The sequence below is a fragment of the Aeoliella straminimaris genome (assembly GCF_024054565.1).
In the GTDB taxonomy this organism is placed as follows: domain Bacteria; phylum Planctomycetota; class Planctomycetia; order Pirellulales; family Lacipirellulaceae; genus Aeoliella; species Aeoliella straminimaris.
In genome coordinates this window covers 111,784-137,160 of the sequence record NZ_JAMXLR010000073.1, presented here as the reverse complement: position 1 = coordinate 137,160, position 25,377 = coordinate 111,784, and the positions used below count along the sequence as shown (strand labels likewise).

Here is a 25,377-nt window from a genome sequence, read left to right as displayed (position 1 = left end):
ATATAGTCTGACCTTGATTGCCGCTGTTGCTTTGCTGGTGGCGACAGGATGTGGCGGCCGGCCAACCGCCCAGGTCAGTGGTACCGTGAAGTACAAAGATGGCTCGCCGATCGTGGCGCCGGCGAAGGTCGTACGTTTGGTCCCCGCCCCAGACACGACGGCCGAAATCCGAAAGGCCGCTTCGGGCTACATCCAAGACGATGGCACCTTCGAGATGTACACCCAGAAGCCCGGCGACGGGGTGATCAAGGGGCAATACGTCGTGGTGTTCTCCGTGCTCGAGAATCCAATGGGGGGCGAATCGCTGCTCAAGGAGGAGTACGGCGACCCCGATCTCTCTCCGTACACCATCGATGTCGACTCCGACCAAAATGATCTGGTGTACGAAGTCGAAAAGAAATAGGCTCCACCGCGTCGGTTGGCGGAGTTCGAACTCTGCGAGCCACCCCACCTTCAGGACGTTGGCGTCAGCCCTTCGGTCTACAGCAGCTCGTCCAGTTGATCGACCAGCGACTCGAAGTGCTCGAGCGCGGTCTGCACCGGGTCGGGCTTCTCCATGTCGACACCGGCGTCGCGAAGCAGTTCGAGCGGGTACTTCGAGCAGCCGCCCTTGAGGAATGTGAGGTAGTCGTCCAGCTCCTGCTGCCCTCCTTCGAGCACCCGCTTCGACAGGGCGATGGCGGCCGACATGCCGGTGGCGTACTTGTAGACGTAGAACGCTGAGTAGAAGTGGGGAATCCGCAGGCACTCCAGGTCGAGTTCCGGATCGAGCGCGAAGTCGGGACCGAAGTACAGTGCCAGCAACTTATGGTATTCCTGCTTCAGGCACTCCAGCGTCAGTGGCTCGCCCGCCTCGGCCAAGGCGTGGGTCACTTTTTCGAACTCAGCGAACATCGTCTGGCGAATAATGGTGCCGCGGATGTCGTCGATGGCCCGGTTCACCAGGTAGGCCCGCTCCTTGTCGCTCTGGGCTCGATCCAACAGGTACTTGCCCAGCAGTTCCTCGTTGAACGTGCTGGCCACTTCGGCGACAAAAATGGTGTAGTCGTAATACTCGTAGGGTTGGTGATTCTTGGAATAGTAAGTGTGCATCGAGTGCCCCGCCTCGTGTGTGAGCGTGAACACGTGGTTCAGCACGTCGGGCTGGTAATTCATCAGGATGTACGGTGCGCCGTCGAAGCTGCCGGAGCTGAACGCCCCGCTTCGCTTGCCCTTGTTGGGATAGCGATCGCACCAGCGTGCACTCTTTAGACCGTCGGCCAGCACGCTGCAGTACTCGTCGCCCAGCGGCGCGAGCGATTCGACTACCTTCTTCACCGCCTGATTCCAGGTGTGCGTGACATTCAGTTCGCTGAGGATCGGCACGTAGGTGTCGTAGTGATGAATGTCCTTGAGTTTCATCTTCCGCCGGCGAACATCGAAGTACTTATATACAGCCGGCAATTTGCTGTGAACCGCATTGATCAGATTGTCATATACCGACACCGGCACATCGTCCACGAACAGCGAGGCCTCGCGGGCGCTGGTAAAATTACGCACGCGGGCATTGTAGACATCGCGTTGAATGGAGCCGGAGAGCGTCGCGGCCAGCGTGTTTTCGTGGTCGGCGAATTCGGCGTAGAACTGGTGAAACGCCTTTTTGCGAACGTCCCGCTTCGGCGAATTCAAGAACGCCGAGAACGACGAATGGCCGAGCTCGATTGTCTCGCCCTTCTCATTTTTTAAGTCGCCGAACTTCATGTCGGCGTCGGTCAACTGACGGAACGCCTGCCCGGCGGCCTGAGCCATCTCGGCCTGCATGGCGAGCAGCTTCTCTTCGTTGTCGGTCAGCGTGTGCGGCTTGTACCGTACCAATCGCTCGAGACTCAGCTTGAAGTGGGCGAGTTCCTTCGCCGCCAGATATTTTTTGAGCTTGGCGGCCGACAGCGAAAGGATCTCGGGGCGGATGAAGCTAGCTGCCTGTCCGGCGTTGCTGGCGGCGTTCATAAACCGCCCCAGCATCCGCTGGTAAGTGCTGTTGGTGGAGTCCTCGGTTGTCTTGAGGTGCGCGTAGGTGCCGATCCGCTCGCCCTCTTGATCGAACTTGCTATCGAATTTCAGCAGCTTGGCTAACTGCGCAGGCCCGTCGCCGAGGGTGCCCCGGAACTTCTCGTACTTCTGGATCTGCTTCTGCCACTTCGTAAACGCGGTTTCCCACTCCTCGTCCGAGGCGAACAGCGTCGAGAGGTCCCAGGTGTCGGCGGTTTTGACTTTGCTGCGGAGCGGGAGCTTCTTGGTGGCCATATATGGAAGGGGTCGGGATTCAGGGTTCGGGGGTCAGGGTGTGCGCAGGATACCAGGGCGACCGAGTTGGGGCTAGGCTGAGTCGCGTTCACGGCGGGTCGGCTGACCGCGGAGAGAGTTAGCTCTTCTGCAGGCGGTCGATCATGGCGACGACGCCTCGCCATCCTGCAAGTTGCTCGGGGGTAAGCGTACATCGCTTTGATGGCTGCCAATCGGGCGACGTGATCGAGCGCTCGTTGGCTGCTGCACGATGCTCGGCCGCCCGAAGCCAGCGGCGAGTCTTGCGTGGCAGATTCACCCGCTTGTTGACCACCAGACCAGTGACTCGTTGCTGGTGGTGTTGGCGACGGACACTGAGTTTCCGCCCCCGGTGTGGATCATACCCTTCGTGGCGAAGTATCGAAAACACAGACCCAATAAGCGGGCGCAGGTCGAATGACTCGTCATCCAGCGAAACTGTGATATCATCGGCGTAGCGAGAGTATGTCGCGTGATACCGGCGAGCCAACCCCGCTATTCTGGCATCGAGACGATAGTTGACCAGGTTGCTCAGGCGTGGGCTCGTTGGCGCGCCCTGTGGCAGGCTATTCTGCCAAGTGACGAGCTTGGCCAACAGTCGAGATGCGGCACGGTTCCAACCGACGTAGCGAAAATAACCATAGACTCGCTGGCTGTCGATCGATGGAAAGAAGTCCTTGATGTCAAAATGGATGACAATCTGCTTGCCGCAATGACGGGCCGCGTTTGTCACGAAGGACTCTCGGGATTCGAAGCCCGTAACAGCCGAATGTGCGTGCAACTTGGCAAGCACCCGCCGCAAAATCCTGCGCTGCAACAGTTTCAATTCCGGTGTGGGGGCAGTAATTTGTCGCTTGCCTCCCGAACGCTTCGGCACCGTGAACTCTCGATACTCAGGTGCGAATTCCCGAAGCGACTTTTCGGGCAAGTCTAATCGCCGAGCAAGCTCGGCAGTCCCGGCCCCACGGTTCAGGCCGATGATCGTTAGAAGCCAGTCCAGCATGGAATTCCTGTCCCGCTCCGTATGCGAAAAGGTAGGGCGGAGCCCACGCTCCGCCCTGATGCCTTGCTACGACAATTATTCAAGCTTGCGCCGCAATAATTGTCGCTGACTCTCACGGCCAAGCATTTGGCCGCGGGCGACGAAACATCGCCCTGTGCTAACGCACCACCAAGACATTACCACCACGCTACAACGGAGAGCTGTAGAGAACAAGCCGCACGACAAGAAAGCAGCGAGTTGCAGTAGAAACGAGCCAGCCGGCACCTACCAACGCCAGAGAATCGTGCCCCACGAAAGTCCCGCGCCGAAGCCGCAGAACATCAACAGGTCGCCAGCGGAAATCTGACCGTCGCGGTAGCACTCGTCCAGGGCCAGCGGGATGCTACCACCGGAGGTGTTGCCGTAGCGGTCGAGGTGCACTGGCACGCGCCCCGGGTCGATGCCGCAGGTGCTCACAGCCGCATCGATGATGCGTTGGTTGGCCTGGTGCAGGAGCCACAGCTTGACGTCTTCTTTGGCCACGCCACCGCCATCGAGCACTTGGGCAAAGCTGTCTTCCAGCAGTCGCACTGCCCATTTGAAGATCGGCCGGCCTTCCATTTTAACCAGCCAAGGGGCCTGGCCCTGGGGCGTGTCCTGCACGAACGGCTCCTTGCTGCCACCCATTTCGCGGACCAGCAGTTGCGAGCCCTTACCATCGGCACCTAGCGTGTAGGCCAGCATGCCCTGTTCGTCGGAACCACGGGTCAGGATCACCGCGCCGGCCCCGTCGCCGAACAACGGAAAGGTCTTCACGTCGGTGGGGTCGAGGATGCGGCTGTTGGTGTCCGCACCGATCACCAAGGCGTACTTGCTGCACCCGGTGGATACGAACTGCGCGGCGAACACCAGCGAGTAGGCAAAACCTGCGCACGCGGCCGACAGGTCGGTGGCCGGGCAGTTGAGTCCCAGGTTGTCCTGCACAGTAGTGGCGGTCTGCGGGATGGGCTGGTCGGGCGAAAAGGTGCCCAGCAGGCACAGATCGATCTCGCTGCGATCGATACCGGCCGCCTCGATGGCCCGTTCGGCAGCCTGAGTGGCCAGGTCGCTGGTGCACATGCCAGGCGGGGCATGTCGGCGTTCGCGGATGCCGGTCCGCTGAATAATCCAGTCGCTATCGCAGCCCAGCGACGCGAGGTCCTCGTTCGTCACGACATTGTCGGGCACATAGCTGCCGGTGCCAATGATCTGCACACCGGTCAAATGCCTCAGTGGCGGTCGGCGTAACCCGATGCCCGGTTCCCTGGTCTCGCCCAACTGTCTTTCCTTTCGCAAATGCAAAGGATGTCGATTCGAAAGTATCACCGCAGCGTACGACTTGGGGTCAAACTGGGCAACCCCGGGAACCACTTTCGTGGTCCCAACTTAGGCCGAACGGCGGCGTCGAACCACCGGCTCGTACAATAGGGCATTGCCCTGCTTACCCACTTGCCGGACCGCTTGCATCTCGCGAAAACAGTAGGCCATCCGCTGGGCGATCCAACGCTGGACGCCCAGGCCTTCGGCCAGGTGCCCTGTGTGGAAAGGTCGCGGTAAACCGGTGGGTGCCAGCTGCCACAGGTCACGGGCAGTGCGAAAAGTGTGTTTCTCGTGCACCTCGACCAGATGCTGGTCCTCTCGCTGGTGATCGTTCTGCCGCCAACGCCGCCGACGACCGTGCCCCGGGTAGCGATACTCCTCGATGTCGACCATCAGCACCTCGAGCGTCAGCCGCCGGTGCGGAAAGACGCGGGTGAAGTGCACCAGGTCGTCGAAGATGTCGAGCAGCGTCCCCCGTTTGGGGCTTTGCCGACGCGAGACGATCTTGCCGCCCTGCGAATCGCGCTTCACCAGCAGCTTGCGAGCAACAATCGGCTTCACCACCCGGACCTTATGGCTATCGAGCAGGTCGCGAATTTTGTCGCGGATTGCCCCAAGCGCGCCGTGCTGAATCTCGACCAACTCCCCTTTGACCACCGCGTCGATGCGATAGTCCCCCAATCGGACTTCCGTCTCGCCCGACTCGCCGGCATACAGCGACTTGAGTTGTTGGTGGAGTGAAGTTTCCATACTTCGCGGTCGGTTTGCAGTGGGCCCCGAGCGGTTGCAGGCTTCGCCACAAGTCGCGTCGGTGCCTGCTGACGGGGGCCTACTGACCGCCGTCTACGTTGATTCCAAAATCTTCCACGGTGAACAGTGTGTCGAGCTTGTAACCCTTTTCGGCGAACGCCTCTTTGCCGCCTTCCAAGCGGTCGACGATGGCCAACACGCGTTCGACCTTCAGGCCGACTGCTTCGCAGTACTCGATCGCCTTGAGGCTCGACCCGCCGGTGGTGACGACGTCTTCGACGATCACAATGCGCTCGCCCTCGTTGTAAGGCCCCTCGACAAACTTCTTGGTGCCGTGGCCCTTCGGCTCTTTGCGGACCATAATGCCGCGCAGCGGTTTATCCTGCAGGCCGGCCAAGGTGACGATGGCCGCCGTGATCGGGTCGGCACCGATCACCATGCCACCCACCAGTTCCGGCGGGTTCTGCTTCATCAACTGTAGCATTCCGGCGGCAATCGTGGGGAGCGCCTCGGCGCGGAGCGTGACCTGTCGGCAATCGAGGTAGTAGCTGGCCTTCTTGCCACTGGCCAGCGTGAATTCGCCAAACTTCAATGCGTGCTGGCGAATCAGTTCCTTTAGTTTCTCACGGTCGTACATCTTGCGGCTCCCGGATAGCGCGGACGATTCGGCTTTAAGCATGCCGAACCTGTTGGATTTCGTCCGTTACCTTCGCCGAACGGAGGCCAACAAGCAAGAGTCACTTGCGAATCAGCACCCGCGAACCAATCGACAGGATGTCGAACAGGTCGTCCTGGTCGGTCGGGGCGACGCGAATCGCGCCAGCGGTGGCCGGAGCGGTATCCGAGGCGGGACCGAGCACCACCTGCGGTCCCCCGGGCAAGGCGCCGGAGGTCTCCAGGACCAGGCGTTTCGAATCGCCATCGGGCACTTGCTTCTGAGTGACGACCCACTCGCCTTCGTTGGTGGCGGCCCCTTCGACCTTCACGCCAAACTGCCCGGCGTAGCGTTTGGCCACCATCAGGGCGAGTTGCTGCCGCTCGACGTCGACCACTGCCAAGAACGGTCCGCGGATCACCTTCAGTTCTTGCCCCGGAGTGACGGCCGAGGGCTCGGCAATATTGTTGATTTTCGCGAGCAGTTGCCAGGGCACATTGTACTGCTGGGCGATGGTCTCCAGGGTTTCACTCGCCTGCACCCGGTGAGGGGCTTCAAGGCGGTGTTCGGTGCTGTAAACCACCGTGCCGGCCAATTGGCTCAGCAGATTCTCGATCTCTTCTTGTTCCTCGAGCGGTAGGCTCCTGTCGCCATACCAGATACTGAGCTTGAGGTGCGCTTCTTCCAACTCGCCACGCGCCAGGGCCGCCTGAATTGCCGGTCGGGCGGATGCAAAGGCCGACGCTGCTCCAGCAAACTCGTTGGCCACCTGCGAATTCGCGGTGGTATTCATGTCGCCAGGCATACCGGCAGTGCCGCCATCCAACGGGGCGGTTTCGCCCGCGCCAGCCAGTGCACCGCCTGCAAAAGGGGGGTCAGCCCCCGCTTCCATCTCGACATTCTCCGTTTCCGCGAGTGCATCAGCGCCGGCAGGTTCTTCAGCGGCATCGGCATAGTTGGCCGTGGGCACCTGAGCAGGCAGCGGGGGCAACTCGGGCATGGCCGCGGTATCTTCCTCGGCCAGCGGTGCGATGCTGCTATCGTCCTCGGCCAGCGGGGCCGGGCCAAAATCGAATTCCGGCAACTCCTCTTCGCCTTCTTCGGTCTGTTCGGCAGGGCCAAACGGTGGAGGGGCGGTGTCCATCGTATCGGCTCCCGCTCCCAAGTCGGCTTCCAACGCTGGGGCATTGATCGCAGCCAGCGAGCCTTCGGTCTCTTCCTTGAGATCTGGCGTATTGATCTGCTTCCATAGGAAGACTCCTAAAACCATCAGCATAGCGATGGTGGCTAGCGGACGAATGGCACTCATCGTTTTGGTCCTCCATGACCATTGGCAGCCAGCCAATGCGACTGCCGAACAAGTTGTGTTGAACAATCACCCAGTCGGCTGGGCAGGCGTTTATGGTTTCGCTTACGATGCACATCAGACGTGATGTGCGGGGGTCAAGCTACTTGGTACTTTGTGTGGCAAATGTATGTACGACGATGACTATGAGGATGATCTGCTGGACGAGTATCCCGACGAGGCGGATTGGGACGACTCCGACAGTTGGGAGGAAGTCCCCTGCCCCGCTTGTGGCGCCATGATTGCCGAAGACGCGGTGCGGTGTCCCATCTGCGGCGAGTACATCACCTCTCATAACAGTGTGTGGCAAGGTAAACCGTTGTGGTGGATCGTGCTGGGGGTGTTGGGCATCACCGCTATCGTCGTGGCTCTCGCAGGGATGTAATCCGACCCTCCAGCGCCTGTGCAATAAGTACAGGCGCGGGATCGTAGGCAAACCCGGCAATCAACGCTACACCAATCCCGCCAACAGGCTAGCGATGCTAGCATCGGGCGGCTGCTACCGATCGGCATCGTGAGAACAGCAAACGCATCCATGCCGCAGCCAATGGCAGAAAGTCGACGAGTGGCGTCGCTATTCGGCCCCTTCTGCTCGCTTCGCACTGCGCAATTTCTCGCGAATCTTAGCCAAACGGTCCTGCAACTCCCTCTCAAAACCTCGGTCCGTCGGCTGGTAGTACTCGCGGTCGACACCTAAATAATCCTGCGCGGCCACGCCATCCGCGGCGTTGTGGCTGTATTCGTAACCTTCGCCGTGGCCCAGGCGTTTCGCGCCGCTGTAGTGACGATCGCGCAGGTGGCGTGGCACTGGCACCGTACGGCCTTCGCGAATGTCGGTCCGTGCCACCGAGATGGCCACCGTCGCGGCGTTCGACTTGGGGGCACACGCCAGATAAGTCACGGCCTGCGATAGCGTCAGTTGGCACTCGGGCAGGCCGACGAACTCGGTCGCCTGCATGGCCGCCACGGCCAGCGGCAGCGCCTGCGGGTCGGCGTTGCCAATGTCCTCGCTGGCCAGGATCACCAAACGCCGGCAGACGAACCGCACGTCCTCGCCCCCTTCCAGCATCCGGGCCAGCCAATAAAGGGCCGCATCCGGGTCGCTGCCGCGGATGCTCTTGATCAGCGCACTGGCGCAGTCGTAGTGCTCGTCGCCGCTGGTGTCGTAACTGACGGCCCGTCGCTGCACGGCCGACGCCACCAGGTCCTTGGTGAGCGTAACGGGGCCAGAATCGGGATCGCTCGATAGCACGGCGATCTCCAGCGTCGAAAGCGCCTGACGGGCGTCGCCATCGCAGATGTCGGCCAGGAAGTCGAGCGCCTCGTCGGCGGCGGAAATCTTGTATTGTCCCAGCCCCCGCTGGGGATCGGCGATGGCTTGCTGCAGCAACGTCCGAATGTCGGCTGGTGCGAGCGGCTGAAACTCGAACACCCGACTGCGGCTCACCAGGGCGCTATTCACCGCAAAGAACGGGTTCGAGGTCGTCGCGCCCACCAGAATCACCACGCCATCCTCCACGTCGGGCAGCAGGGCGTCCTGTTGCGCGCGGTTAAAGCGGTGAATTTCATCCAGAAACAACAGCGTAGGCCGGCCTCCGGTGGCCACGTTGTCGCGGGCTGCTTCGAGTACTTCGCGCAGGTCCTTCACTCCGCTGGTCACCGCACTGAGTTGCCGAAAGTTGTACGACAGATGCTGCGCAAGCAACCGCGCCAGGGTGGTTTTGCCCGTACCGGGGGGACCATAGAAGATCACCGAACCGAGCTTCTGGGCCTTGAGCAGTCGCCACAGCAATTGCCCCTCGCCCACCAGGTGTTGCTGACCGGTGAACTCTTTGATGGTCCGCGGCCTCATCCGTGCCGGTAAGGGTGCGACACGTTTCAGGTTGCCCTCTTCGGCTTTCGCAAACAGGTCGGACATTAATGCACCAGGTGAGGGGTGGCGGGGAAGTTATAGGTGATGGGCGGGGCAGTTGGTGTACTGTCACTCGCTATAGTTCGATGGGGCCACCGCGGGGCAGGCGGCCTTTCAGCGGGCACTCTTCGCACTTGGGTTGCGAACGACAGTACTGGTTGCCGATGCGAACAATCAACGCATGATATTCATTGTAGAGCGGCACTTCGGCAGGCAAGCGTCGCTCGAAGAACTTCTGCATCGCTTCGTACGTGGCCGGCGGAGCCAACCAACCATGCCGCAGCAGGACACGTCGAGTGTAGGCGTCCACCACGAACTTTGGCTGCTCGCCAGCATACAACAAGATTGAGTCGGCCGTCTCGGGTCCCACACCGTTAACCTCCAGCAACTGGCGGCGGGCTTCTTCCATGGGCAACTCAAACAGTCGGTCGAGCGAACCTTCATGCCGGTCGATCACGAACTCGAGCAGGTTGCGCAGCCGCCGTGCCTTGACGCGAAAGTAACCAGCTGGCTGCACCAGTTCCTCCAGCCGCCCCACTTCCACGGCGTACAACCGATCGACGTCGATCAGATTGTGTTGTTTTAGGTTGGCGATGGCGCGTTCCACGTTGCGCCACGCGGTGTTCTGCACCAGCACTGCACCAATCACCACTTCCAATGGCGAATCACCCGGCCACCAGTGCTGCGGACCGAACGCCGCATACATCTCTTCGTACAGATCCAGCAGCGGCGGAGGGCGTCGTGGCATCGAGTAGCCGGAATAGCTATTGAGAAATAGTCAAGTGCGAAACAACTGTTTTTTCGCGCCGTTTGAATCGACCTTTGTGGCCGATCGACTCCGAAGCTATAATTCAGTGAGTGAGTGGGTGAAAGCAATCACCTGCCTCGCTCCGAGCTTCGCTCGGTTGCCATCAGTGACAGCACCGAGTGCCGTTACTATATCGTTTCGCTTTGCAACTTAGAACCATTGTTCCGACCGTGTTATCCGCCCGCCCCAAAATCGCCGACTTGGTGTTTCAGTTTTATGGGCGGTCTCTACACCCTGAGCTGTTCGAAGTGAAGCGTGAGCGCAAGATCGAGCGGTCGACCTACAACGCCACGATCAAGATCACCAGCACCGGACACGCGATCTGCTGGCATCAACCCGAAGGGTTGCTGCTCACCGAAGTCGCCACCTCGGCCCTGCACGACCTGCCCATCAAGCGACGGCTCATGTCGCACCGCGTGCGGGGCGAACACGAAGATCGCATTGAATGCGCCGGCGGGCTGATTTACGAAACGCAACTGGCCATCGAGTCGGCCGACAACGCCACGATCCGCGGCTACCAGCAGGAACTCGCCCTGGCTGGCGAAACGCACAGCGTGCTGTTCCAATTCGAGTCGGGCGGCCGGATTGGCTTGGGAGCGTTCAGCTACATCCACTTCGAATCGCGGGCCAAATCGCTCCGCATTCAGGCGCTGCACACCTTTCCCGAAGATGGTGTGATTCTCAAGAGCCAATCGCGGTTCATCCTGCCCGACGCTTCATAGGTTTCGCAAAACGGAACTCATTCCGTTCTACGTCGATAGAGAACCCAAGAACTCCTGCATGGCGCCGGTCACGTCGGTGGGATTCTCTAGCGGGCTCAAATGTCCGGCCTTGGCCACGGTTGCCAACCGTCCTTGGGGCGTGGCGTCGGCCATCGATTGCATCTCGTCCGGGGTGCTGATTTGATCGTCCTGGCCAACGATGTACAGCACCGGCAGGTCGAGCGTTGCCAACAGCGGTGTGCTATCGTCACGGTGCGCCATGCCACGCTGCGCCGCGGCGATGGCCACAGGGTCGGTGCGCGAAATCATGCCACCGACTTCTTCTGCCAGCTTTGGATTCCCCTGCAGCGTGCTGGGCGCCAGCAACTTGGGCACCATCAGGGCCGCCACATGCGCTGCGCCCCAACCTTCGACGTGCTCGGCCATCTTGAACCGCGTCTCTTGCGCCTGGGGCGTGTCACCAGCCGCTTTGGTATCGCACTGCACCAGCGCCCGCAATCGCTGGCGGTGCCGCTTGCAAAACTGCCAGCCGATGTACCCCCCCATCGAAAAACCAACCAGTGTCACCGGTTCGCCCACCGCCAAGCGATCGAGCAACTGGGCCAGGTCGTCCGCGTAATCGGCCATGGAGATGCCGGTCTTGGCGGCAATCGACTCGATGGGCGACTGCCCGAACCCGCGCAGATCGGGGGCAATCACCCGGTAGTTCTGGGCCAGAGCCTCGATCTGGAACCGCCACATCGTGTGATCCATCGGAAATCCATGAACCAGCAGTACTGGTGGCCCGGCGCCTTGATCTACCGCGTGTAGTTGGACATTCATAGTCAGGTCGTGGTGTTACGCAAAAGTCGGTGCTGCGTCTAACATCTCTGCTTTGCAATCGCTACGGGCCATCGCCTGCAACATCCGCGGGGAGTGAAGCGATCGCTACCCGAAGAGTTCAGCTTAACGAGATACTAGTCGGCGTTGTCCGTTCGAGCCAGGTACACTCCGGCACCTAACCGCCGTGAGCCGTCTTGTTCGCCTTGGCAGCCTCGAACTCTTCGAGTTGCCGGCGGAGCACTTGCATGTGAGGCTCGTACTCCACGGCCAGAGATTGGTACTTGATGGCCGAGTCGATATCCCCGGCCGAGAAATAGCATCGCCCCAACGTGTCGAGCAATCCGGCCGTGTCCTCTTTGGTCACCAGCGACTCTTCGGCGATGAACTGATGGAAGATTTCGATCGACTTGTGCGAGTATCGCACCGCCTTGTCGTAGTCGCCTTCGGTGTTGCTGACCAGCCAGGCCCATTCGTTGTAGGCGTTGCTCCACTCGAGTTTATTGTGACCGGAGTTGGCTAGATCGTTGATGGACTGTTCCACGGCGCGGCAACGCTCGTGAATCTTGTCCATCACCATCTTGCGCCGCTCGGGATTGTCGTCCGAGGCGTGGTACATGGCGATCAGGATATCGGCGTTGCCTTCATCCAGGTTGGCCGCCCGCTCGAGCGCCTGCCATTGCCCTTCTTTGTCGCCAGTGGTCTTCAGATGGCAGGCCTGAAAGTAATACTGCCACGACTCGAGTTCGCCTATCGGCTTGAGCGACAGACGAACGCCACGGCCGTTGGTGCGAACGCGGCGGCCGTAGTCTTTCAGCAGGTCGGCATCGCTCTTCAGGGCCGTGGTGAGTTTGGTCATCACCTCGGTGGCCTCTTTGTCTCGCAGCTCGTCGTGCAGCGATTTGCCTAGCATCTCAGCGGCCTCGACATGCACGTCGCTGCCGGCTGGAACTTCGTCGATGGCGGCGAACAGCTCTCGTCGTCCCCATTCCAGGAAGCCCTCGTCCATCAAGTCGGCGCCGGTGGCCACGCGCCCTTCGGCGCCCGCCCCCATGGCCGATGCCTTGGAGAATGCCTGATCGGCCAACTCGTTGGCCACCTCGATCTGATTCTGGTCAGCTCGAATGCGGGCCATCAGGTAGAGCCCGGACTTGGATTCGGAGAGCGACTGCTGGTGACGGGCCAGAAGCAAGTCGACCAGTTGGGTGTCGGCGGCCACCTGGTCCCATTCAAACAGCCGCTGCAGTTCGTAGATCGAGGCACGGTCCGAGCTAGCCATGATGCGATCAATCACCGCAAGGAATCCCTCGCGGTCTTCGATCTGCAATTCCACGCGGGCCAGGTTTCGCAGCAGATCGGCCTGCTGCGTCGCGATGAGTTGCTCCTCCAGTGTGTCGTCCGACTCCTTGGCGGCGCGGTCGATGGCGGCTGGCCAGAGCTGGACAGCTCGTTGAGGATCCTCCAGTTGCAGGGCCAACAAACGGACCCATTCGGACGATGGACGGACGCTGGAACCAATCTGGTCTCGCAAAAGTCGGGCCACGGCCACATCGTAACCGGTTTCGTACTTGTCGGCCCGCATCAACTCGATGGCGGCTTGACGAGAAACCATGGGCGAAGAGTCGTAGCGACAGATGCGGCACAGCGGTGCCACGGCCCATGCTTCGGGCCGCGCTCCCAGCTTGTAGACAATGCTGAGCCTTTCCATTTCATCCATGTGGGCGTAGCCATCCAACAGCGACTTCACCTGGGGCGGATCGTCCCGGCGGGTCCAGCGAACGGTCAGCTCGCTAATCAGGTAACGACAACTGGCCGAGATCTCGGGATCGGGGTGATGCACCGCGGCGTCGATCTGGTCGAACGCCCTCATGCCGATCTCCAGCAACTGCCGCTCGGCCTCGCGGCGGGCGACAAACCGGCGGCTGCCCAGCTGGTTGATCAGCGTCGCCACGCGGCGACTGTCGGGAAATGGTTGCGGCTCGTGCGAGGCCGTGGCGCGAGGCATCGGTGCGTCGGCGGTGCCACCGGTATCGGCGGTCGCAGCGACCATCGCCGTCATGCTCACGAAACACACGGTGAGCAATCGAACCAAGCTGCGTGGGGAATTCGCCATCGCTAGTTCACCTAAAATCTCTAGGATCGGATCGCGCGGCCGCCAGCACTATGCCGTGGCCGTCCGCTGCTCCATCTGTTCGATATAGCGACGCAACCGCTCCACTTCGTCGCTCACGGAAAACAACCGCAACATGTTCTCCACCCGCTTGGTGAGTTCCACCTTGTTCACTGGCTTGGACAGGAAATCGTCGGTACCCGCTTCCACGGCCCGTTCGATGTCGCCCAGCTCATTCAGTGCCGTCACCATTAAAATCATAATACCACGGGTAGCCGGATCGCTTTTGAGTTTCTTACACACCTCAAAACCGCTCATTTTTGGCATCATCACGTCCAGCAGGATGACGTGCGGCTTGAAACTCTCCACTTTGTCCAGCGTATCCTGACCGTCGACGGCGATTTCCACGTCCACGTCGAGGTTCGCCAGGTAGGCCTCGAGCAGCTCGACATTCGGCTCGTTGTCGTCGGCAATTAAAATGCGGTTTTTTTCGGACATTTGTCTTCCTCAGGCGGAATCATTCCGCCGGGGCCTAGGGTTCAAAACCGGTCGCCACTCGCCGCGGAGTCCTCTACTACGGACCCACACCCGCGGTGGGTTCACACGCTAGCTTCCAGCGCCGCGGCGGGAACGGGATAATCGACACACATTTCGCGAATCTGACCCCGAATGCGCTCGTGCACCGATTCGTCGTCGGCCGAACGCAAGGCTTCGAGCATCCAGTGGCCGATCGTCCGCATTTCCTCGGGACCCATGCCGCGGGTAGTCAAGGCCGGCGTCCCGATACGGATGCCTGACGGATCGACTGGCTTCCGCTCGTCGTAAGGAATCATGTTCTTGTTAACCGTGATGCCGCAGCGGTCGAGCACTTCCTCGGCCGTTTTGCCGCCGATTCCCAGCGGCGTGACGTCCACCAGCACCAGGTGATTGTCGGTGCCGCCGCTCACCAGGTTCAATCCGCCATCCAGCAGCACCGTGGCCAAGGTTTGGGCATTGTCGATCACCTGTTGACCGTACTGCTTGAAATCGGGCTCGAGCGCCTCACGGAAGCACACCGCCTTGCCGGCGATAACGTGCATCAGTGGTCCACCCTGCGTGCCCGGGAAGACCCGGCTGTTGAGAACCTTGGCGTACTCTTTTTTGGCGAGAATCAAACCGGCTCGCGGTCCGCGGAGCGTCTTGTGGGTGGTGGTGGTCACTACGTCGGCCACCGGCACAGGACTGTTGTGCAGTCCCGCCGCCACGAGGCCCGCATAGTGAGCCATGTCGACCATCAGCTTGGCGCCAACTTCTTGGGCGATTTCGGCAAACTTGTCGTGCGGAATCTCGCGCGGGTAAGCACTCGCACCGGCCACGATCAGCTTCGGTTTGTGCTCCCGCGCCAGGCTGGCAATTTGATCGAAGTCGAGCCGGTGGTCGTCCTTCCGCACTCCGTAGCTGATGAAGTTGTACAGCATGCCCGAGATGTTCAGGTGCATGCCGTGGGTGAGGTGCCCGCCGTGGGCCAGATCGAGCCCCAGCACGGTGTCGCCCGGCTCCAACAGCGCAAGGTAAACGGCCGCGTTGGCTTGCGAACCGGAGTGAGGCTGCACGTTGGCAAACTCGGCGCCGAACAGCTCCTTGGCACGGTCGCGGGCCAGATCCTCTACGACGTCCACGAACTCGCAGCCGCCGTAATACCGCCGCCCAGGGTAGCCCTCGGCATACTTGTTCGTCAGCACGCTACCCACCGCTTGCATCACGGCGGGGCTCGTGTAGTTCTCGCTGGCGATCATCTCCAGGCCATCTTGTTGGCGCTCGATTTCGCCAGACATGGCGGCCCACAACTGTGGGTCTTGAGATTCGATAAAGTTCATACGGGGCAGTACGCTCAGAATGGTCAAAACGCGGAAAAACGGTCCAAAGTACCATTGTCGAGGCGTAACCGGGGGATGTCAATCAGGTGGAAAACTCCACCGATGCAGCACAATCGGTAGCGGCTGGCAGAAATGCCTCAAGGCAAACGCCGCACGCCAACCGACGCTTCCCCTCGATTGTCGTGCAAGCTGCCTGGCGAATCGTTCAACCGCAGGAACAGAATGCCCGGTTGCGTGGGGGTCAGCTCCCCTTGGGTCCCCACGGCCACTGGCTCGAGAAACGCACTGGTCACCCCCCGCGTGGTGCTGGCATCGGCGGGTGGTCGCGGATCGATCACCCCCAGCAGCTTGCCGAGCGGTTCGCCCGCGTTGTACTCCAGCGTGATACCGCCGGGCTCGGCAATCCAGGGAACGCCATCCGGCTCGGCACCGACGACGAATCGCCCGCTAGCCTTAATTTCGTAGGTTTTCCCCGCTTCCAGCACCAGGCCGGTGCATTGCCATCCGCGGTCGGCGGCAACCGATAGTCGCGCGGACGTACTCACCCGCTTGAGGTCGGCCATCCGCTGGGGGAACTCAATCGCCTCGCCTGCGATGTCGTGATCGTACGACAGTGTGGAGGTGAACAATCGCCATTCGGTCTGGAGGTCGGCCCAGTCCTTGGCGTAGAGCTCGCGGAAATGCTCATCGAAATCGGCATCGAGCGTCTCGCCCTGCAAGCTTACAAATCGCTCGCGATAGCGGGGATGCGTGTCCAGGAACTTGGCCAGGGCCCACGCCCAGGCGTACGACTCGACCTCCATGATGCGGCTATTGTCGATCTTCATGACCGCCTCGATGGGCAGCACGCGACTTGCGTCGGCCGCGTCGCGGATCGCTTTGGTTCGGCCCCACATTTCGAACTCGTCACGTCCCTCGGGCATCACGCCGAGCACCAGCTTGCCAGTCTGGGAGTTCCAGGTATGTGTGCCCAACAGTTCGGCCATGCCCTCCATGTACCAACCGGGGCCGCATGCTCCCAGTTGCGTGGCCATGAAGCTATGCACCAGTTCGTGCAGCAGCAAGTGGCGACGGTAGTAGTCGCTCGTTTGATTGGCCACCCACAGCTCGTAGCCTATCGACAGACCGTTAGGAAAATCCTGGTGCTTCTCGGCGGGCATCAGGCCCGCGGCGGCAAACTTCTGCCGGTCGACTATCAGCATTGCCAGGACGTGCCAATCGCGGAGCCGCTCCGGGGCGATGCCAAACCGCTCGGTCAGCAGCGGCACCGCCGCATCGACCACGGCCGGCAGTTCGTCCACGGCCGGCGCCGACGGTAGATCGGTCACCAGCGTCACGTGGCGACCGTCCAGCACGCGGAATCCCTGGCGGGCGAGCTTCGAGCGATTGATGTCCCGCGGTGGCCCCCACTGCTGGAGGGCCCGTTGTCGCAAGGCTGCGGTAGTTTGTGCGTTGCAACGGTCGCAGTCCCCGACGAGCAGCATCAGCAGAGCGAAGCCGCCTACGACGCTAGCGATCACCGCCGAAGAGCTTGTCGAGTGCGTTGCCGATCGATTCTTCATTCAAAAATTGCCCACCGAGTTGCTGCACCAGACTCTGCACGGCTGCTGACTTGTCAATTCTTATACTACCCAGAGTCCCGGTGACGGGCACCTCGATCTTGGTAATTCCGATGTTCCGCAGTCGCCCTTCGGAAGGGATTTCCACTTCGAGCATAGCCGAAACGGTCTCGTCCAGGCCCACCGAGCCGCGTGAGCGAAGCACCAGCTTCCCTATCTGGAATTCTAGCCCCTGGTGGTAGATGCGGCCGTCGACCATGCGAAAATCGAGGCTGCGATCACTTACCGAAAGCAGCGTAAACGGCTCGCTCTGGCCTCCTCCGCCCACGGCACCCAGCAGGCCGCGCCCCTTCACCACCCGTTCAATCTCGCTGGCCAGGGCTCCCAACTCGGCAATCGACGGGCCTGGCACCACACGGACCGATTTCACGTCCAGCCGCCCGGCAATGTCGCTCTTGTCGGGACTTCCCAGTGGCACCCGCCCACCGGTTAACGTAAGCGAGAACATTCCCTCGGTTTGCGTGGCGCTGGCAATGTACGGCACGATGTATTTGAGCATCCGATTGCTGACGTCCGGTGTGATGTGGATGTTTGTCAGCAGCGGCCCGGCCGGCAGCGTCACTTCGCCCGGCGCGGGGACCAGTCGGATGGAGGGAGCAAACGTGAGGCGTCCTCCCGATACGGCCAGATCAAGCGGCTCGATGATCACTTGCCCTGACTTCAGCTCGGCGGAGATACGCCCCTGCCCTATCGGCAGTCCGTAGAACGACGCACTTTGCCATGGTGCCAACACCCGCCCGTACCACGAGGCCACGCCGCCGGACACGGCGGATACCTGGGTGATGGTAGCTGGTGATGCTCCGCCCGTGCCGCTGGGCTGCACGGCCAGTGCCTGACCGCTGGCAACCTGGGCAAGTGGTCCTTTGAATTCAAACTTCGCTTGTTCGCGGCCGACGACGCTCAGTCCCTCGCCTACGTATTGAGCCAAGATCGGCGACAGGCTCGCCAGGTCGTAGTCGACCGTGCCGGCCAGATTCACCATCTGGCTGGTGCTGACTCCATCGATACTACCGCTGGCCGCGATGGTCAGCGTGGACGACTGTGTTTGCAATCCATCGAACTTCACGCGGTCTTGCTGCGGGGCGTAGCTCACGGTGCCCACCACCCGCAACGTCGGCTCGCGCCAGATGGTCTGCATCGTGGGGGGAGCACCGGGCAAGGCCGGTTGAGGTTTCTGTACTTCGATGTTCTGACCACCCAGGTCGACTGCGGCCACCACCTGCCCACTCTGAGCGGCGAGCTTCACGTTGCCGCTGATCTCGCCCAGCGGCTGTATGCGGCGCTGCTCGCCGGCTGGCAAGCGTTGCGCGCGGGCCAGCCGTCCCAGGTTCATTCGCACGGCGGCCAATCCGCCAACGCGGTTGGTCTGCTGGGGATCGGCGGTCCAGAACCAGTCGCGAAAGCTAGCCGATACGGTGCTCGATACCAACTGACCGCTTTGGCTCACCAGCGTGCTGGTGGTGCTGTCCCAGGCGATGTCGCCCGACCACTGGACCTTTGGCTCGTCGACTAACCACTCTGTTGAAGCGGCCCGCAGTCCTACGATCGTGGCGCTCGACTCGGCGATGCTCACCACCAGGGGCGTCGCGCGGACGCGTCCGCGGGCGGATAATTCCAGTTGTCCGGCCGTGTTCCAGGCCGACAGGTCGATCCAGGGCCGCAGCCTGCGGGCCCAGCCGTCCAGGCGTCCACTGGAGGTGATGCTCACTGGCCAATCGGTGGCGACCCACGTTTCTTCGAGCAAGGTGGGCTGCGTCAGCTTCAGGTCGAGCTTGTCGCCCGCGCCGGAGAGAATCAGCTGAGCCCCGCTCAGGCGATTCGGCCAGATGGCGTTCGAGGCCGAGGCGCCCATCGCCTTGAGCTTCCACTCGAGCTGTGGCTCGACGATTATCTGTCCGCCACGGTAGGCAATCACAAAGTCGTTCAACTTGCCCGAGGCGTCGGCCACGAACTCGCCAGTGGTGTCGCGGCTGCAGCGGGCGGTCACCTCGCCACGGCCGGCCAGTTGCCAGTCGGTCAGGTCGACAAACTGATCCAGCCGGCTGGTCAGTTCATCCAGGTCGACCTGCCCGGTTACATCCATCCGCCGGGCATCGCCCGAACCCGATACTTGCAGGAACTCCGACCGGCAAGTCAGGTTGTCGAAACGCCATCCGTCGTGCGTGTGGCGAGCCACCAGGTCGATGTCCAGCGGCGCGTCCCATTCGATGGCCCGCCCGCGCGTCGTCCCGGCCAGCGGAGTCGTGTTCAGCGACGCGGTCACCTGATGCCCGGTGTCTTGGGCCATGGTGCGGGCGGTGAACTGAATCTGCCCCGAGGTAATCGTGGTTCCTTCGCGAACCTTGAACAAGTTTGGCAATCGCTGCGCCAGCCGGGCCAGGTTCACCTTGCCTTCGACCTGCAGATCGCCGCCGGTGGCCAGATCGTGCCAGTGATTCTTGCCTGCGGCCACGCCCCGCACCAGGCGTTCGTCGAACGTACCGAGGAGGTCGAACATGGCGACGTCGCTGGCCAGCGATAGGTTCTCGACCGATACGCGTCCGCCGCTAGCGGTGCACTTCCAGGCCAGCTTCGTATCCTCCACGGACAGCGTATCGCCAGCTAGCGCCGTGCTGGTCACCGCGAAGTTAGCCAGTGAGATGCGTCCCGTGGTTTCGCCCGATAGCGAGTCGTACTTTTCTTTGGGGTAGGTGACCGCCATGTCGCCGGTCAACACGCCGGTCAGCGCCATCTGCGAATCGATGCGTCGCAACCAGGGAGCCAGCGCCGCCATCGGCAGGTCCTGGCACACCAGTCGTGCGCCGTCGGTGTCTTGTACGGGGCCCGCGCCCCAATGCAGTTCGAACCGCCCGGCGTTGGTCGTTCCCGCGGGAGCGGACGCCCCGCCCACAGCCGCCGGAGCAGGTCGCACCAATCCGGTGGCCTCCACCTGCATCGGCCCTCGCGCCGGATGCGTTACCGTGGCGGCCAGCGATTCCACCGACCAGGTCTCGCCCGTTGCCGCGTCGCGCGACAGGATCTGCCCACCGACGATCTCCAGCTTGTAGTCGGGACCACGGCTTTCGCTGCCCAGGTCGCTCGGCTTATCCGACGCCGCCAGCACCGCGCGGGCGATGGCGTCTTCGATGTTGCTGCCATCGCCTCGGGCCAGGGCGTAGATAGTCGCGTTCTCCAGGCGGATGGTGCCCAGGTCGGAGGAGTCCACGGCAAATCCGATTACCGTGCGGTCGATCGTCAACCGCTCGATCTGTGCCAGACGATTCCCCTCGGGGTCCAGCAGCGTGACGTTCGTCGCCGACAGCGGCGTGATCCAGCCGATGCTCAGGTTGCCCACACTCAGCGCACCCACACTCGGCGGTACCGCGGTGGTGAGTATCTGCTGGCGCAGCGGCGAATACAGCGCAATGGTTGGCGCAAAGAGCACCAGTGCCACGACTGCCACCAAAACCACCAACAACTTGCGTTTCGCGCCCCCGGTCTGAGCGCGCGCGCTCAGCCATCGGCCGGCCATTGCAAACAACATTGCGTCGCCTCGCCACTGATATGCCAAAATCGATTCTCGCAAAGGGCGAAGTCTAGCGGCCACCCGCCCGCGAGGCGAGAGCGAAAGGAGCCCCCCCACCGGCGACAGCTAGCGTCCGGCAAGCCTTCCTGCGCCCAGATTATCACGCGACGGTTGTCCCCACCGGGCCAAAACGCCTTGCCCTAAGTTGTTTGTCAGTAAAAAGTTGCCGTTTCCCCCAACCCCGATCGCCCCCTCCAGCGATTCCTAGGGACAAAACCCCGGCAGCTCTCGACACACTCGTTTTCGTAACTCCTTCTACCACAACAAGTTACGACGTCGTCAAAGCACCAGGCCCAGCGAGTTTTGTCCCCTGGTTAACCGCAGGTGGACCAAAACTCGTCGCAGCGGGCAGGCTTCCGGGAGAACAGACGGCACACTCACCCCTGCTGCCAACCAAATTGTCAAAGAACCAGCCCGGCTCCTGGCGGCAGTTCCATTAGATCCGATGGCCGGGCGAATTCTACGGCGAAGTTTTTACACGACGTGTTTCTGAAAAACGGGTGACGCTGCTGGCTTACTGCATGCCGATGGCAACAAGTCACCTTTGGCCCCTTTCAACACCTGCAACTTAAGCAACAGCCGATAAACCAGCAGCGGCCCCCAAACCTCCACCTACTCACCTACTCACCTACCCTCACCGGCGACTCCACATACTCCCCCACCCACTCAAAGAAGTGCGGAATGTTCGGCGCCGAGGTGTGCCCTCCCTCATGTTGACGGAAAGCCAAGTCGCCACCTTTGAGCGTGCCGACTTCGGGCAGTGGTTCGTGCACCCAATCTTTGACTTCGGTTCCGTATCCTTCTTTGCCCAAGAGCTCGTAGACGTGCGAGGCCAGGATGCCGGCGCGGTAGCTGCCGGGGGTGTCGACCCACTTGGGATCGCCGGGCTCTACGCCGTAGCTGATAAAGCAGGGACGGGGGGCACACAGGGCGATCAGTTGGTGCGAATCGACCGGCAGATCCGAAGCGTCCATCGAGCGGCCGTTGATGTCGGCGGCGCCGTACTTGATGAAGTTGCCGGCCATCCAGTGGTACTCGCCGGAACTTGTGAGGTTCTCCACCGCTTCGCCAAAGTCGTGCCGGTGCAGCTTGGCGCCGCCTTCTCCGGAGGAAGCTACTAGCGCTGCAGCAACGCGCTGGTCGAACGCCTGGGTGACCAGGGCCGCCTTGCCATAGCGCGAGACGCCCTCTATGGCCACCTTCTTGGGATCGACCTTGGCGTCGGGGTGGGCCTCGAAGTAGTCGATCAGTTGGCTTACCCCCCAACCCCAGGCGCGCAGGGCGCCCCAGTCGTCGGGCTTGCGTGGCTGCCCCTTGTTCGCGAGGCCAATAATGCCTTGTCGCAGGGCGTTGCCGCCGCGATCGGGCTGGATGCTGTTGGGATTAATCGTGCCGTATCCCCAGCCATGGCTAAGCGCCTGGTACGCAACGCCATTGGTATTCAGCCGGCCGTCGCCCCTACCAAAACCGCCGAACCATCCACCGAACTGCATGAACATGGGCACCGGCCCGTCCGCATTGGCCGGAACGGTGAAGCTGGCTTGGATGTCGACGGTGATCTCGGGAAACGCGCTGCTATCGACGTGGCCTACCAGAGTCTTGGTGAGGATGGGAAACTCTCCCACGGTGCCCTCGGTGGTTTCGGTGACTTCCCATTTGACCGCAGGCACATTGTCGGGGATGCGGCCGTAGATTTCGCGCTCGAAGTCCTCCACAATCTCTGCCCGACGCTGCGGCCACTGCTCGGGACTGGTGACCTTGGTGCCATCGTTCATGGTGAGGGCGTCGGGCAGCGTGGGCATCCACTCGTTGGCGGTCGCTTCGTCGAACCCGGGCCCCGACTGGTTGCCACCGTTCTTGCCGGGGCGGAGCTTATTGATGCCGAGCTGATCGAGCATGTGCTGGTGATCGTTGTACCCCGGTTCGATCCACGACGGGGGCGGCGGTTGATTGCGACCGCCAAAGCCGCCGCGATTCGGTTGTGCCTGTGCGTGGCCAACCAGGAGGATCGTGGCCAGGGCGCTAACGAACAGTGCCAATGAAACCGCCGCCTTTGATTGCATCGCAGATTCTCCTTCGAACGATCTCGTTGAGCATTATTCCTTGGGAATGGACACGCACGACTCGTCGAGCATCGTACCGGTCAGCTTGATCTGATACGGCCACTCGGCCTCGGGCACGTTCTGCCCGGGCCGGCGACGGCCGCGGCGCATCACGGGAGGCGAATGCTCGGTGGGTGCACCCATCACCACCAGCCATAAGTGCTCGGTTTCCGCCGGCACCTCGAACGTCGCCTTACCGTCGGCATCTCGGTAGACGTCGCCGTAGACGCGGCTGTCGTCCTTCAGGTAGGCCACGAAGCCGTACCGCCAGCCAGCCTTCTCCGCGTTCTCCGAGTCGGCACCTGCGGCGACGGTGAGGCCCTTGAACTCCAGCTCGACTGTGGTGCCTTCGTCCGGCACATTGAGCTGGATGCCGTTGTAGCCGTAATCCTGCGGCGAGCGATCAGGCGAGATGCGGTACCAACCGTCTTCCGCCGGTTGGAGGGCACACTGGTGCTGATTGGCATACCGGCGGGCCACCTCTTCCACGCGTGGCAGATCCCAGGTGATGAACCGCCGCGAGGCGTCGAACATCTCGTCGTTGAACTCCTCCTGCGTCAGGTCGTTCATCCGCTTGTAGGTGGTCACCACGTCTTCGCCGCGGCGTGTTTGGCGGTTCAGTTCGCCGTAGAAGGTCTTGCCATGCTTGCCGGCCCAGTACTCCAGCACGTAGGGCGAATGGTACATGTTCGTGGCGTGGAACAGCGCAAAGTGCGTCTTCTTCATGAAGTCGACCAGGTGGTAGTTCTCGAACGTCATCCAGTCGGGATAGACCTGCCACAACAGGTACTGGGCCGACATCTCGGCAATCGGTCCGCCAGCTCCGGTGCCCGCATCGACGCGGGACATGAACTGGAAGCTGTGACCCATTTCGTGAGCCAGCACGCCATACGGCTCGCGATTCACCCGCACGGCCGGCGTCCACAGGGCGCCGACCTTGCCTTCGATGCCGCCGCCGTAGGCGGTACCCTCGTCGCCGCCGAACACGAAGATCAGCAGCTTGTAGTCGTCGCTGATCGAATCGCCCTTCTTCACGACTTCCAGTTCGTCGACGTAGTAGTCGTAGAACCGCTCGCATTCGCTGAGCATCTTCTGAACGTCGAACCGCCGCCGCTCGTTGGGGTTGGCCATCGGATCTTCGCCATACTCCTTGTGCCAGAAGATGGCGACGTTCGGCCCCTGGACCATCCGGTCGAAGCAATAGTCGCTTTCGGGATCGTCGAAGTCGTTGTCGTCCGGGACGCGGCCGATCTTCTCGGGCAGGAACAGTCCTTTGCCATCGGACGCCTGTTGATCGGTGGGCGTCGCGCAGGCCGCTGGACTGAGCAAGAGGGCGATGGCAAGTGCGAAGCCGCGGGTCGCCAGCGAACCGTGGAAGAGTTTGCTTTGCATACAGAACCTTGATTGCAGTAGGTTACGCCTGCAACGTTGCCCAATGTAGACGAATCGCGCCCGAATTGCACGAAGTGTTCGTCCCTCCAGAGGCGGACGCATCTCTACGCCAAGCCACGGTTCGCAGTTAGAATGGAACCGTCACTCGCTGCGGTACGAGATTCGACTATGCCCAACATCTACGGCAATGTGTTCAACATCCAGCGGTATTCGGTGAAAGACGGGCCCGGCATCCGGACCACCGTCTTCCTGAAGGGCTGCCCGCTGCGGTGTTGGTGGTGCCACAATCCCGAGAGCCAAGCCAAGGGCACAGAGCTGGCCATCAATCCGGCCGTGTGCGTGTCGTGCGGCAAGTGCTGGTCGGCCTGTCCGCACAACTCGCCCCTCGCAGAATGCCCCGGGCCGCTGAACGACAGGGAACATTGCACAGTGTGCGGCGAGTGCGTCGAGGTGTGCCCCACCGGTGGGCGGAACCTGCTGGGCGATCGCCAATCTGTGGCCGAGGTGATGGCGGAAGTCGCCAAAGACCGATTGTTCTTCGAGGAGTCGGGCGGAGGGGTCACGGTGTCCGGCGGCGAGCCGTTGATGCAAACCGACTTCGTCCATGCGCTGCTCTTAGCCTGCCGCGAGCAAGCCATTCCCACCGCGGTCGATACCTGCGGTTATTGCGACCAGCAGGCACTGATATCGATTGCACCCGTTACCGATCTGTTCCTTTACGACTTGAAGGCGATGGACGACGCGGTGCATCGCGAGCACACTGGCGTATCGAACGTGCGAATACTGGACAACCTTGTCGCCTTAGGCCGCGTTCACACGAACGTCTGGATTCGCATTCCGGTGGTAACCGGCGTGAACGATTCGACCGCTGAACTCGAGGCGATGGCACAATTTGTCTCTACGATCCATGGCATCCAAAGAGTAGACTTACTCTCGTACCATCCGCTTGGCAGCCACAAGCACGAGCGGATTGGCAAATCGAGCTCTTCGCACACGGCCACCGCCCCCACTAACGAAACCATGCAGCACGCCGCAGAGCTCTTCCAATCGTTTGGGATCAACGAAGTGTACGTAACGTAG

General features: G+C 61.6%; 20 protein-coding genes. 4 read left to right on the top strand and 16 right to left on the bottom strand.

Going from position 1 to position 25,377, the window contains the following annotated elements:
- Positions 1-13 precede the first annotated feature (13 nt).
- Entirely contained in the window at positions 14-403 is a 390-nt protein-coding gene (locus NG895_RS21595; protein ID WP_252854614.1) for a hypothetical protein, read from the top strand.
- Between the two features lie 77 nt (positions 404-480).
- Here NG895_RS21595 and pepF read toward each other — a convergent pair whose 3' ends face one another.
- The 6 genes from pepF to NG895_RS21565 form a co-directional block, all read right to left on the bottom strand.
- The gene (pepF, locus tag NG895_RS21590; protein ID WP_252854613.1) at positions 481-2,283 is read right to left on the bottom strand and encodes an oligoendopeptidase F; all 1,803 of its coding nucleotides are present in this window, start codon (positions 2,281-2,283) and stop codon (positions 481-483) included.
- Between the two features lie 118 nt (positions 2,284-2,401).
- A complete protein-coding gene (locus tag NG895_RS21585) occupies positions 2,402-3,304 on the bottom strand; it encodes a reverse transcriptase family protein (RefSeq protein ID WP_252854612.1) in 903 nt (300 codons plus the stop codon).
- A gap of 264 nt (positions 3,305-3,568) precedes the next feature.
- On the bottom strand, positions 3,569-4,600 hold the full coding sequence (locus NG895_RS21580) for a beta-ketoacyl-ACP synthase III (protein ID WP_252854611.1): 1,032 nt from the start codon (positions 4,598-4,600) through the stop codon (positions 3,569-3,571).
- A gap of 108 nt (positions 4,601-4,708) precedes the next feature.
- Complete coding sequence (locus NG895_RS21575) at positions 4,709-5,392, bottom strand: DUF8091 domain-containing protein (RefSeq protein WP_252854610.1); 684 nt, start codon at positions 5,390-5,392, stop codon at positions 4,709-4,711.
- Between the two features lie 79 nt (positions 5,393-5,471).
- Positions 5,472-6,029, bottom strand: coding sequence for an orotate phosphoribosyltransferase (gene pyrE / locus NG895_RS21570; RefSeq protein ID WP_252854630.1), 558 nt, complete (start codon positions 6,027-6,029; stop codon positions 5,472-5,474).
- Between the two features lie 100 nt (positions 6,030-6,129).
- The gene (locus NG895_RS21565) at positions 6,130-7,356 is read right to left on the bottom strand and encodes a LysM peptidoglycan-binding domain-containing protein (RefSeq protein ID WP_252854609.1); all 1,227 of its coding nucleotides are present in this window, start codon (positions 7,354-7,356) and stop codon (positions 6,130-6,132) included.
- Between the two features lie 166 nt (positions 7,357-7,522).
- Here NG895_RS21565 and NG895_RS21560 point away from each other — a divergent pair, with 166 nt between their 5' ends.
- The gene (locus NG895_RS21560; protein ID WP_252854608.1) at positions 7,523-7,777 is read left to right on the top strand and encodes a zinc ribbon domain-containing protein; all 255 of its coding nucleotides are present in this window, start codon (positions 7,523-7,525) and stop codon (positions 7,775-7,777) included.
- A gap of 189 nt (positions 7,778-7,966) precedes the next feature.
- Here NG895_RS21560 and NG895_RS21555 read toward each other — a convergent pair whose 3' ends face one another.
- The gene (locus NG895_RS21555; RefSeq protein ID WP_252854607.1) at positions 7,967-9,310 is read right to left on the bottom strand and encodes a replication-associated recombination protein A; all 1,344 of its coding nucleotides are present in this window, start codon (positions 9,308-9,310) and stop codon (positions 7,967-7,969) included.
- 70 nt (positions 9,311-9,380) lie between these two features.
- Positions 9,381-10,052, bottom strand: a complete 672-nt coding sequence (locus NG895_RS21550) for an endonuclease III domain-containing protein (RefSeq protein ID WP_252854606.1) — start codon at positions 10,050-10,052, stop codon at positions 9,381-9,383.
- Between the two features lie 203 nt (positions 10,053-10,255).
- Between NG895_RS21550 and NG895_RS21545 the strand changes: the two genes are divergently transcribed.
- Complete coding sequence (locus NG895_RS21545; RefSeq protein ID WP_252854605.1) at positions 10,256-10,834, top strand: DUF2617 family protein; 579 nt, start codon at positions 10,256-10,258, stop codon at positions 10,832-10,834.
- A 27-nt stretch (positions 10,835-10,861) separates the two neighbouring features.
- Here the strand turns inward: NG895_RS21545 and NG895_RS21540 are convergent, their stop codons facing one another.
- From NG895_RS21540 to NG895_RS21505, 8 genes are all read right to left on the bottom strand, one after another.
- On the bottom strand, positions 10,862-11,656 hold the full coding sequence (locus NG895_RS21540; RefSeq protein ID WP_252854604.1) for an alpha/beta fold hydrolase: 795 nt from the start codon (positions 11,654-11,656) through the stop codon (positions 10,862-10,864).
- A 175-nt stretch (positions 11,657-11,831) separates the two neighbouring features.
- Positions 11,832-13,766 (bottom strand): tetratricopeptide repeat protein, encoded by a 1,935-nt coding sequence (locus tag NG895_RS21535; RefSeq protein WP_252854603.1) that lies wholly within the window; start codon positions 13,764-13,766, stop codon positions 11,832-11,834.
- A gap of 48 nt (positions 13,767-13,814) precedes the next feature.
- Entirely contained in the window at positions 13,815-14,261 is a 447-nt protein-coding gene (locus NG895_RS21530; protein WP_252854602.1) for a response regulator, read from the bottom strand.
- 101 nt (positions 14,262-14,362) lie between these two features.
- On the bottom strand, positions 14,363-15,619 hold the full coding sequence (locus NG895_RS21525; protein ID WP_252854601.1) for a serine hydroxymethyltransferase: 1,257 nt from the start codon (positions 15,617-15,619) through the stop codon (positions 14,363-14,365).
- Positions 15,620-15,756: 137 nt separating this feature from the next.
- Positions 15,757-17,181 carry a hypothetical protein gene (locus NG895_RS21520; protein ID WP_252854600.1) on the bottom strand — a complete coding sequence of 475 codons (1,425 nt, stop codon included), beginning with the start codon at positions 17,179-17,181 and terminating at the stop codon, positions 15,757-15,759.
- Positions 17,129-20,761 carry a hypothetical protein gene (locus NG895_RS21515; protein WP_252854599.1) on the bottom strand — a complete coding sequence of 1,211 codons (3,633 nt, stop codon included), beginning with the start codon at positions 20,759-20,761 and terminating at the stop codon, positions 17,129-17,131. Before NG895_RS21515 ends, NG895_RS21520 begins: the two co-directional genes overlap by 53 nt.
- 662 nt (positions 20,762-21,423) lie before the next feature.
- On the bottom strand, positions 21,424-22,866 hold the full coding sequence (locus NG895_RS21510) for a glucuronyl esterase domain-containing protein (RefSeq protein ID WP_252854598.1): 1,443 nt from the start codon (positions 22,864-22,866) through the stop codon (positions 21,424-21,426).
- A gap of 33 nt (positions 22,867-22,899) precedes the next feature.
- Positions 22,900-24,297, bottom strand: a complete 1,398-nt coding sequence (locus tag NG895_RS21505) for a DUF6055 domain-containing protein (RefSeq protein ID WP_252854597.1) — start codon at positions 24,295-24,297, stop codon at positions 22,900-22,902.
- Positions 24,298-24,465: 168 nt separating this feature from the next.
- On the opposite strand from NG895_RS21505, the gene NG895_RS21500 reads away from it, so the two are divergent.
- Positions 24,466-25,377 carry a glycyl-radical enzyme activating protein gene (locus NG895_RS21500; RefSeq protein WP_252854596.1) on the top strand — a complete coding sequence of 304 codons (912 nt, stop codon included), beginning with the start codon at positions 24,466-24,468 and terminating at the stop codon, positions 25,375-25,377.

What these genes read in the sequence shown, in the direction of transcription:
- pepF (WP_252854613.1), bottom strand. Translation starts at nt 2,283, where the DNA reads ATGGCCACCAAGAAGCTCCCGCTCCGCAGCAAAGTCAAAACCGCCGAC.
- NG895_RS21585 (WP_252854612.1), bottom strand. Translation starts at nt 3,304, where the DNA reads ATGCTGGACTGGCTTCTAACGATCATCGGCCTGAACCGTGGGGCCGGG.
- NG895_RS21575 (WP_252854610.1), bottom strand. Translation starts at nt 5,392, where the DNA reads ATGGAAACTTCACTCCACCAACAACTCAAGTCGCTGTATGCCGGCGAG.
- pyrE (WP_252854630.1), bottom strand. Translation starts at nt 6,029, where the DNA reads ATGTACGACCGTGAGAAACTAAAGGAACTGATTCGCCAGCACGCATTG.
- NG895_RS21565 (WP_252854609.1), bottom strand. Translation starts at nt 7,356, where the DNA reads ATGAGTGCCATTCGTCCGCTAGCCACCATCGCTATGCTGATGGTTTTA.
- NG895_RS21560 (WP_252854608.1), top strand. Translation starts at nt 7,523, where the DNA reads ATGTACGACGATGACTATGAGGATGATCTGCTGGACGAGTATCCCGAC.
- NG895_RS21555 (WP_252854607.1), bottom strand. Translation starts at nt 9,310, where the DNA reads ATGTCCGACCTGTTTGCGAAAGCCGAAGAGGGCAACCTGAAACGTGTC.
- NG895_RS21550 (WP_252854606.1), bottom strand. Translation starts at nt 10,052, where the DNA reads ATGCCACGACGCCCTCCGCCGCTGCTGGATCTGTACGAAGAGATGTAT.
- NG895_RS21540 (WP_252854604.1), bottom strand. Translation starts at nt 11,656, where the DNA reads ATGAATGTCCAACTACACGCGGTAGATCAAGGCGCCGGGCCACCAGTA.
- NG895_RS21535 (WP_252854603.1), bottom strand. Translation starts at nt 13,766, where the DNA reads ATGGCGAATTCCCCACGCAGCTTGGTTCGATTGCTCACCGTGTGTTTC.
- NG895_RS21530 (WP_252854602.1), bottom strand. Translation starts at nt 14,261, where the DNA reads ATGTCCGAAAAAAACCGCATTTTAATTGCCGACGACAACGAGCCGAAT.
- NG895_RS21525 (WP_252854601.1), bottom strand. Translation starts at nt 15,619, where the DNA reads ATGAACTTTATCGAATCTCAAGACCCACAGTTGTGGGCCGCCATGTCT.
- NG895_RS21520 (WP_252854600.1), bottom strand. Translation starts at nt 17,181, where the DNA reads ATGAAGAATCGATCGGCAACGCACTCGACAAGCTCTTCGGCGGTGATC.
- NG895_RS21515 (WP_252854599.1), bottom strand. Translation starts at nt 20,761, where the DNA reads ATGTTGTTTGCAATGGCCGGCCGATGGCTGAGCGCGCGCGCTCAGACC.
- NG895_RS21510 (WP_252854598.1), bottom strand. Translation starts at nt 22,866, where the DNA reads ATGCAATCAAAGGCGGCGGTTTCATTGGCACTGTTCGTTAGCGCCCTG.
- NG895_RS21505 (WP_252854597.1), bottom strand. Translation starts at nt 24,297, where the DNA reads ATGCAAAGCAAACTCTTCCACGGTTCGCTGGCGACCCGCGGCTTCGCA.
- NG895_RS21500 (WP_252854596.1), top strand. Translation starts at nt 24,466, where the DNA reads ATGCCCAACATCTACGGCAATGTGTTCAACATCCAGCGGTATTCGGTG.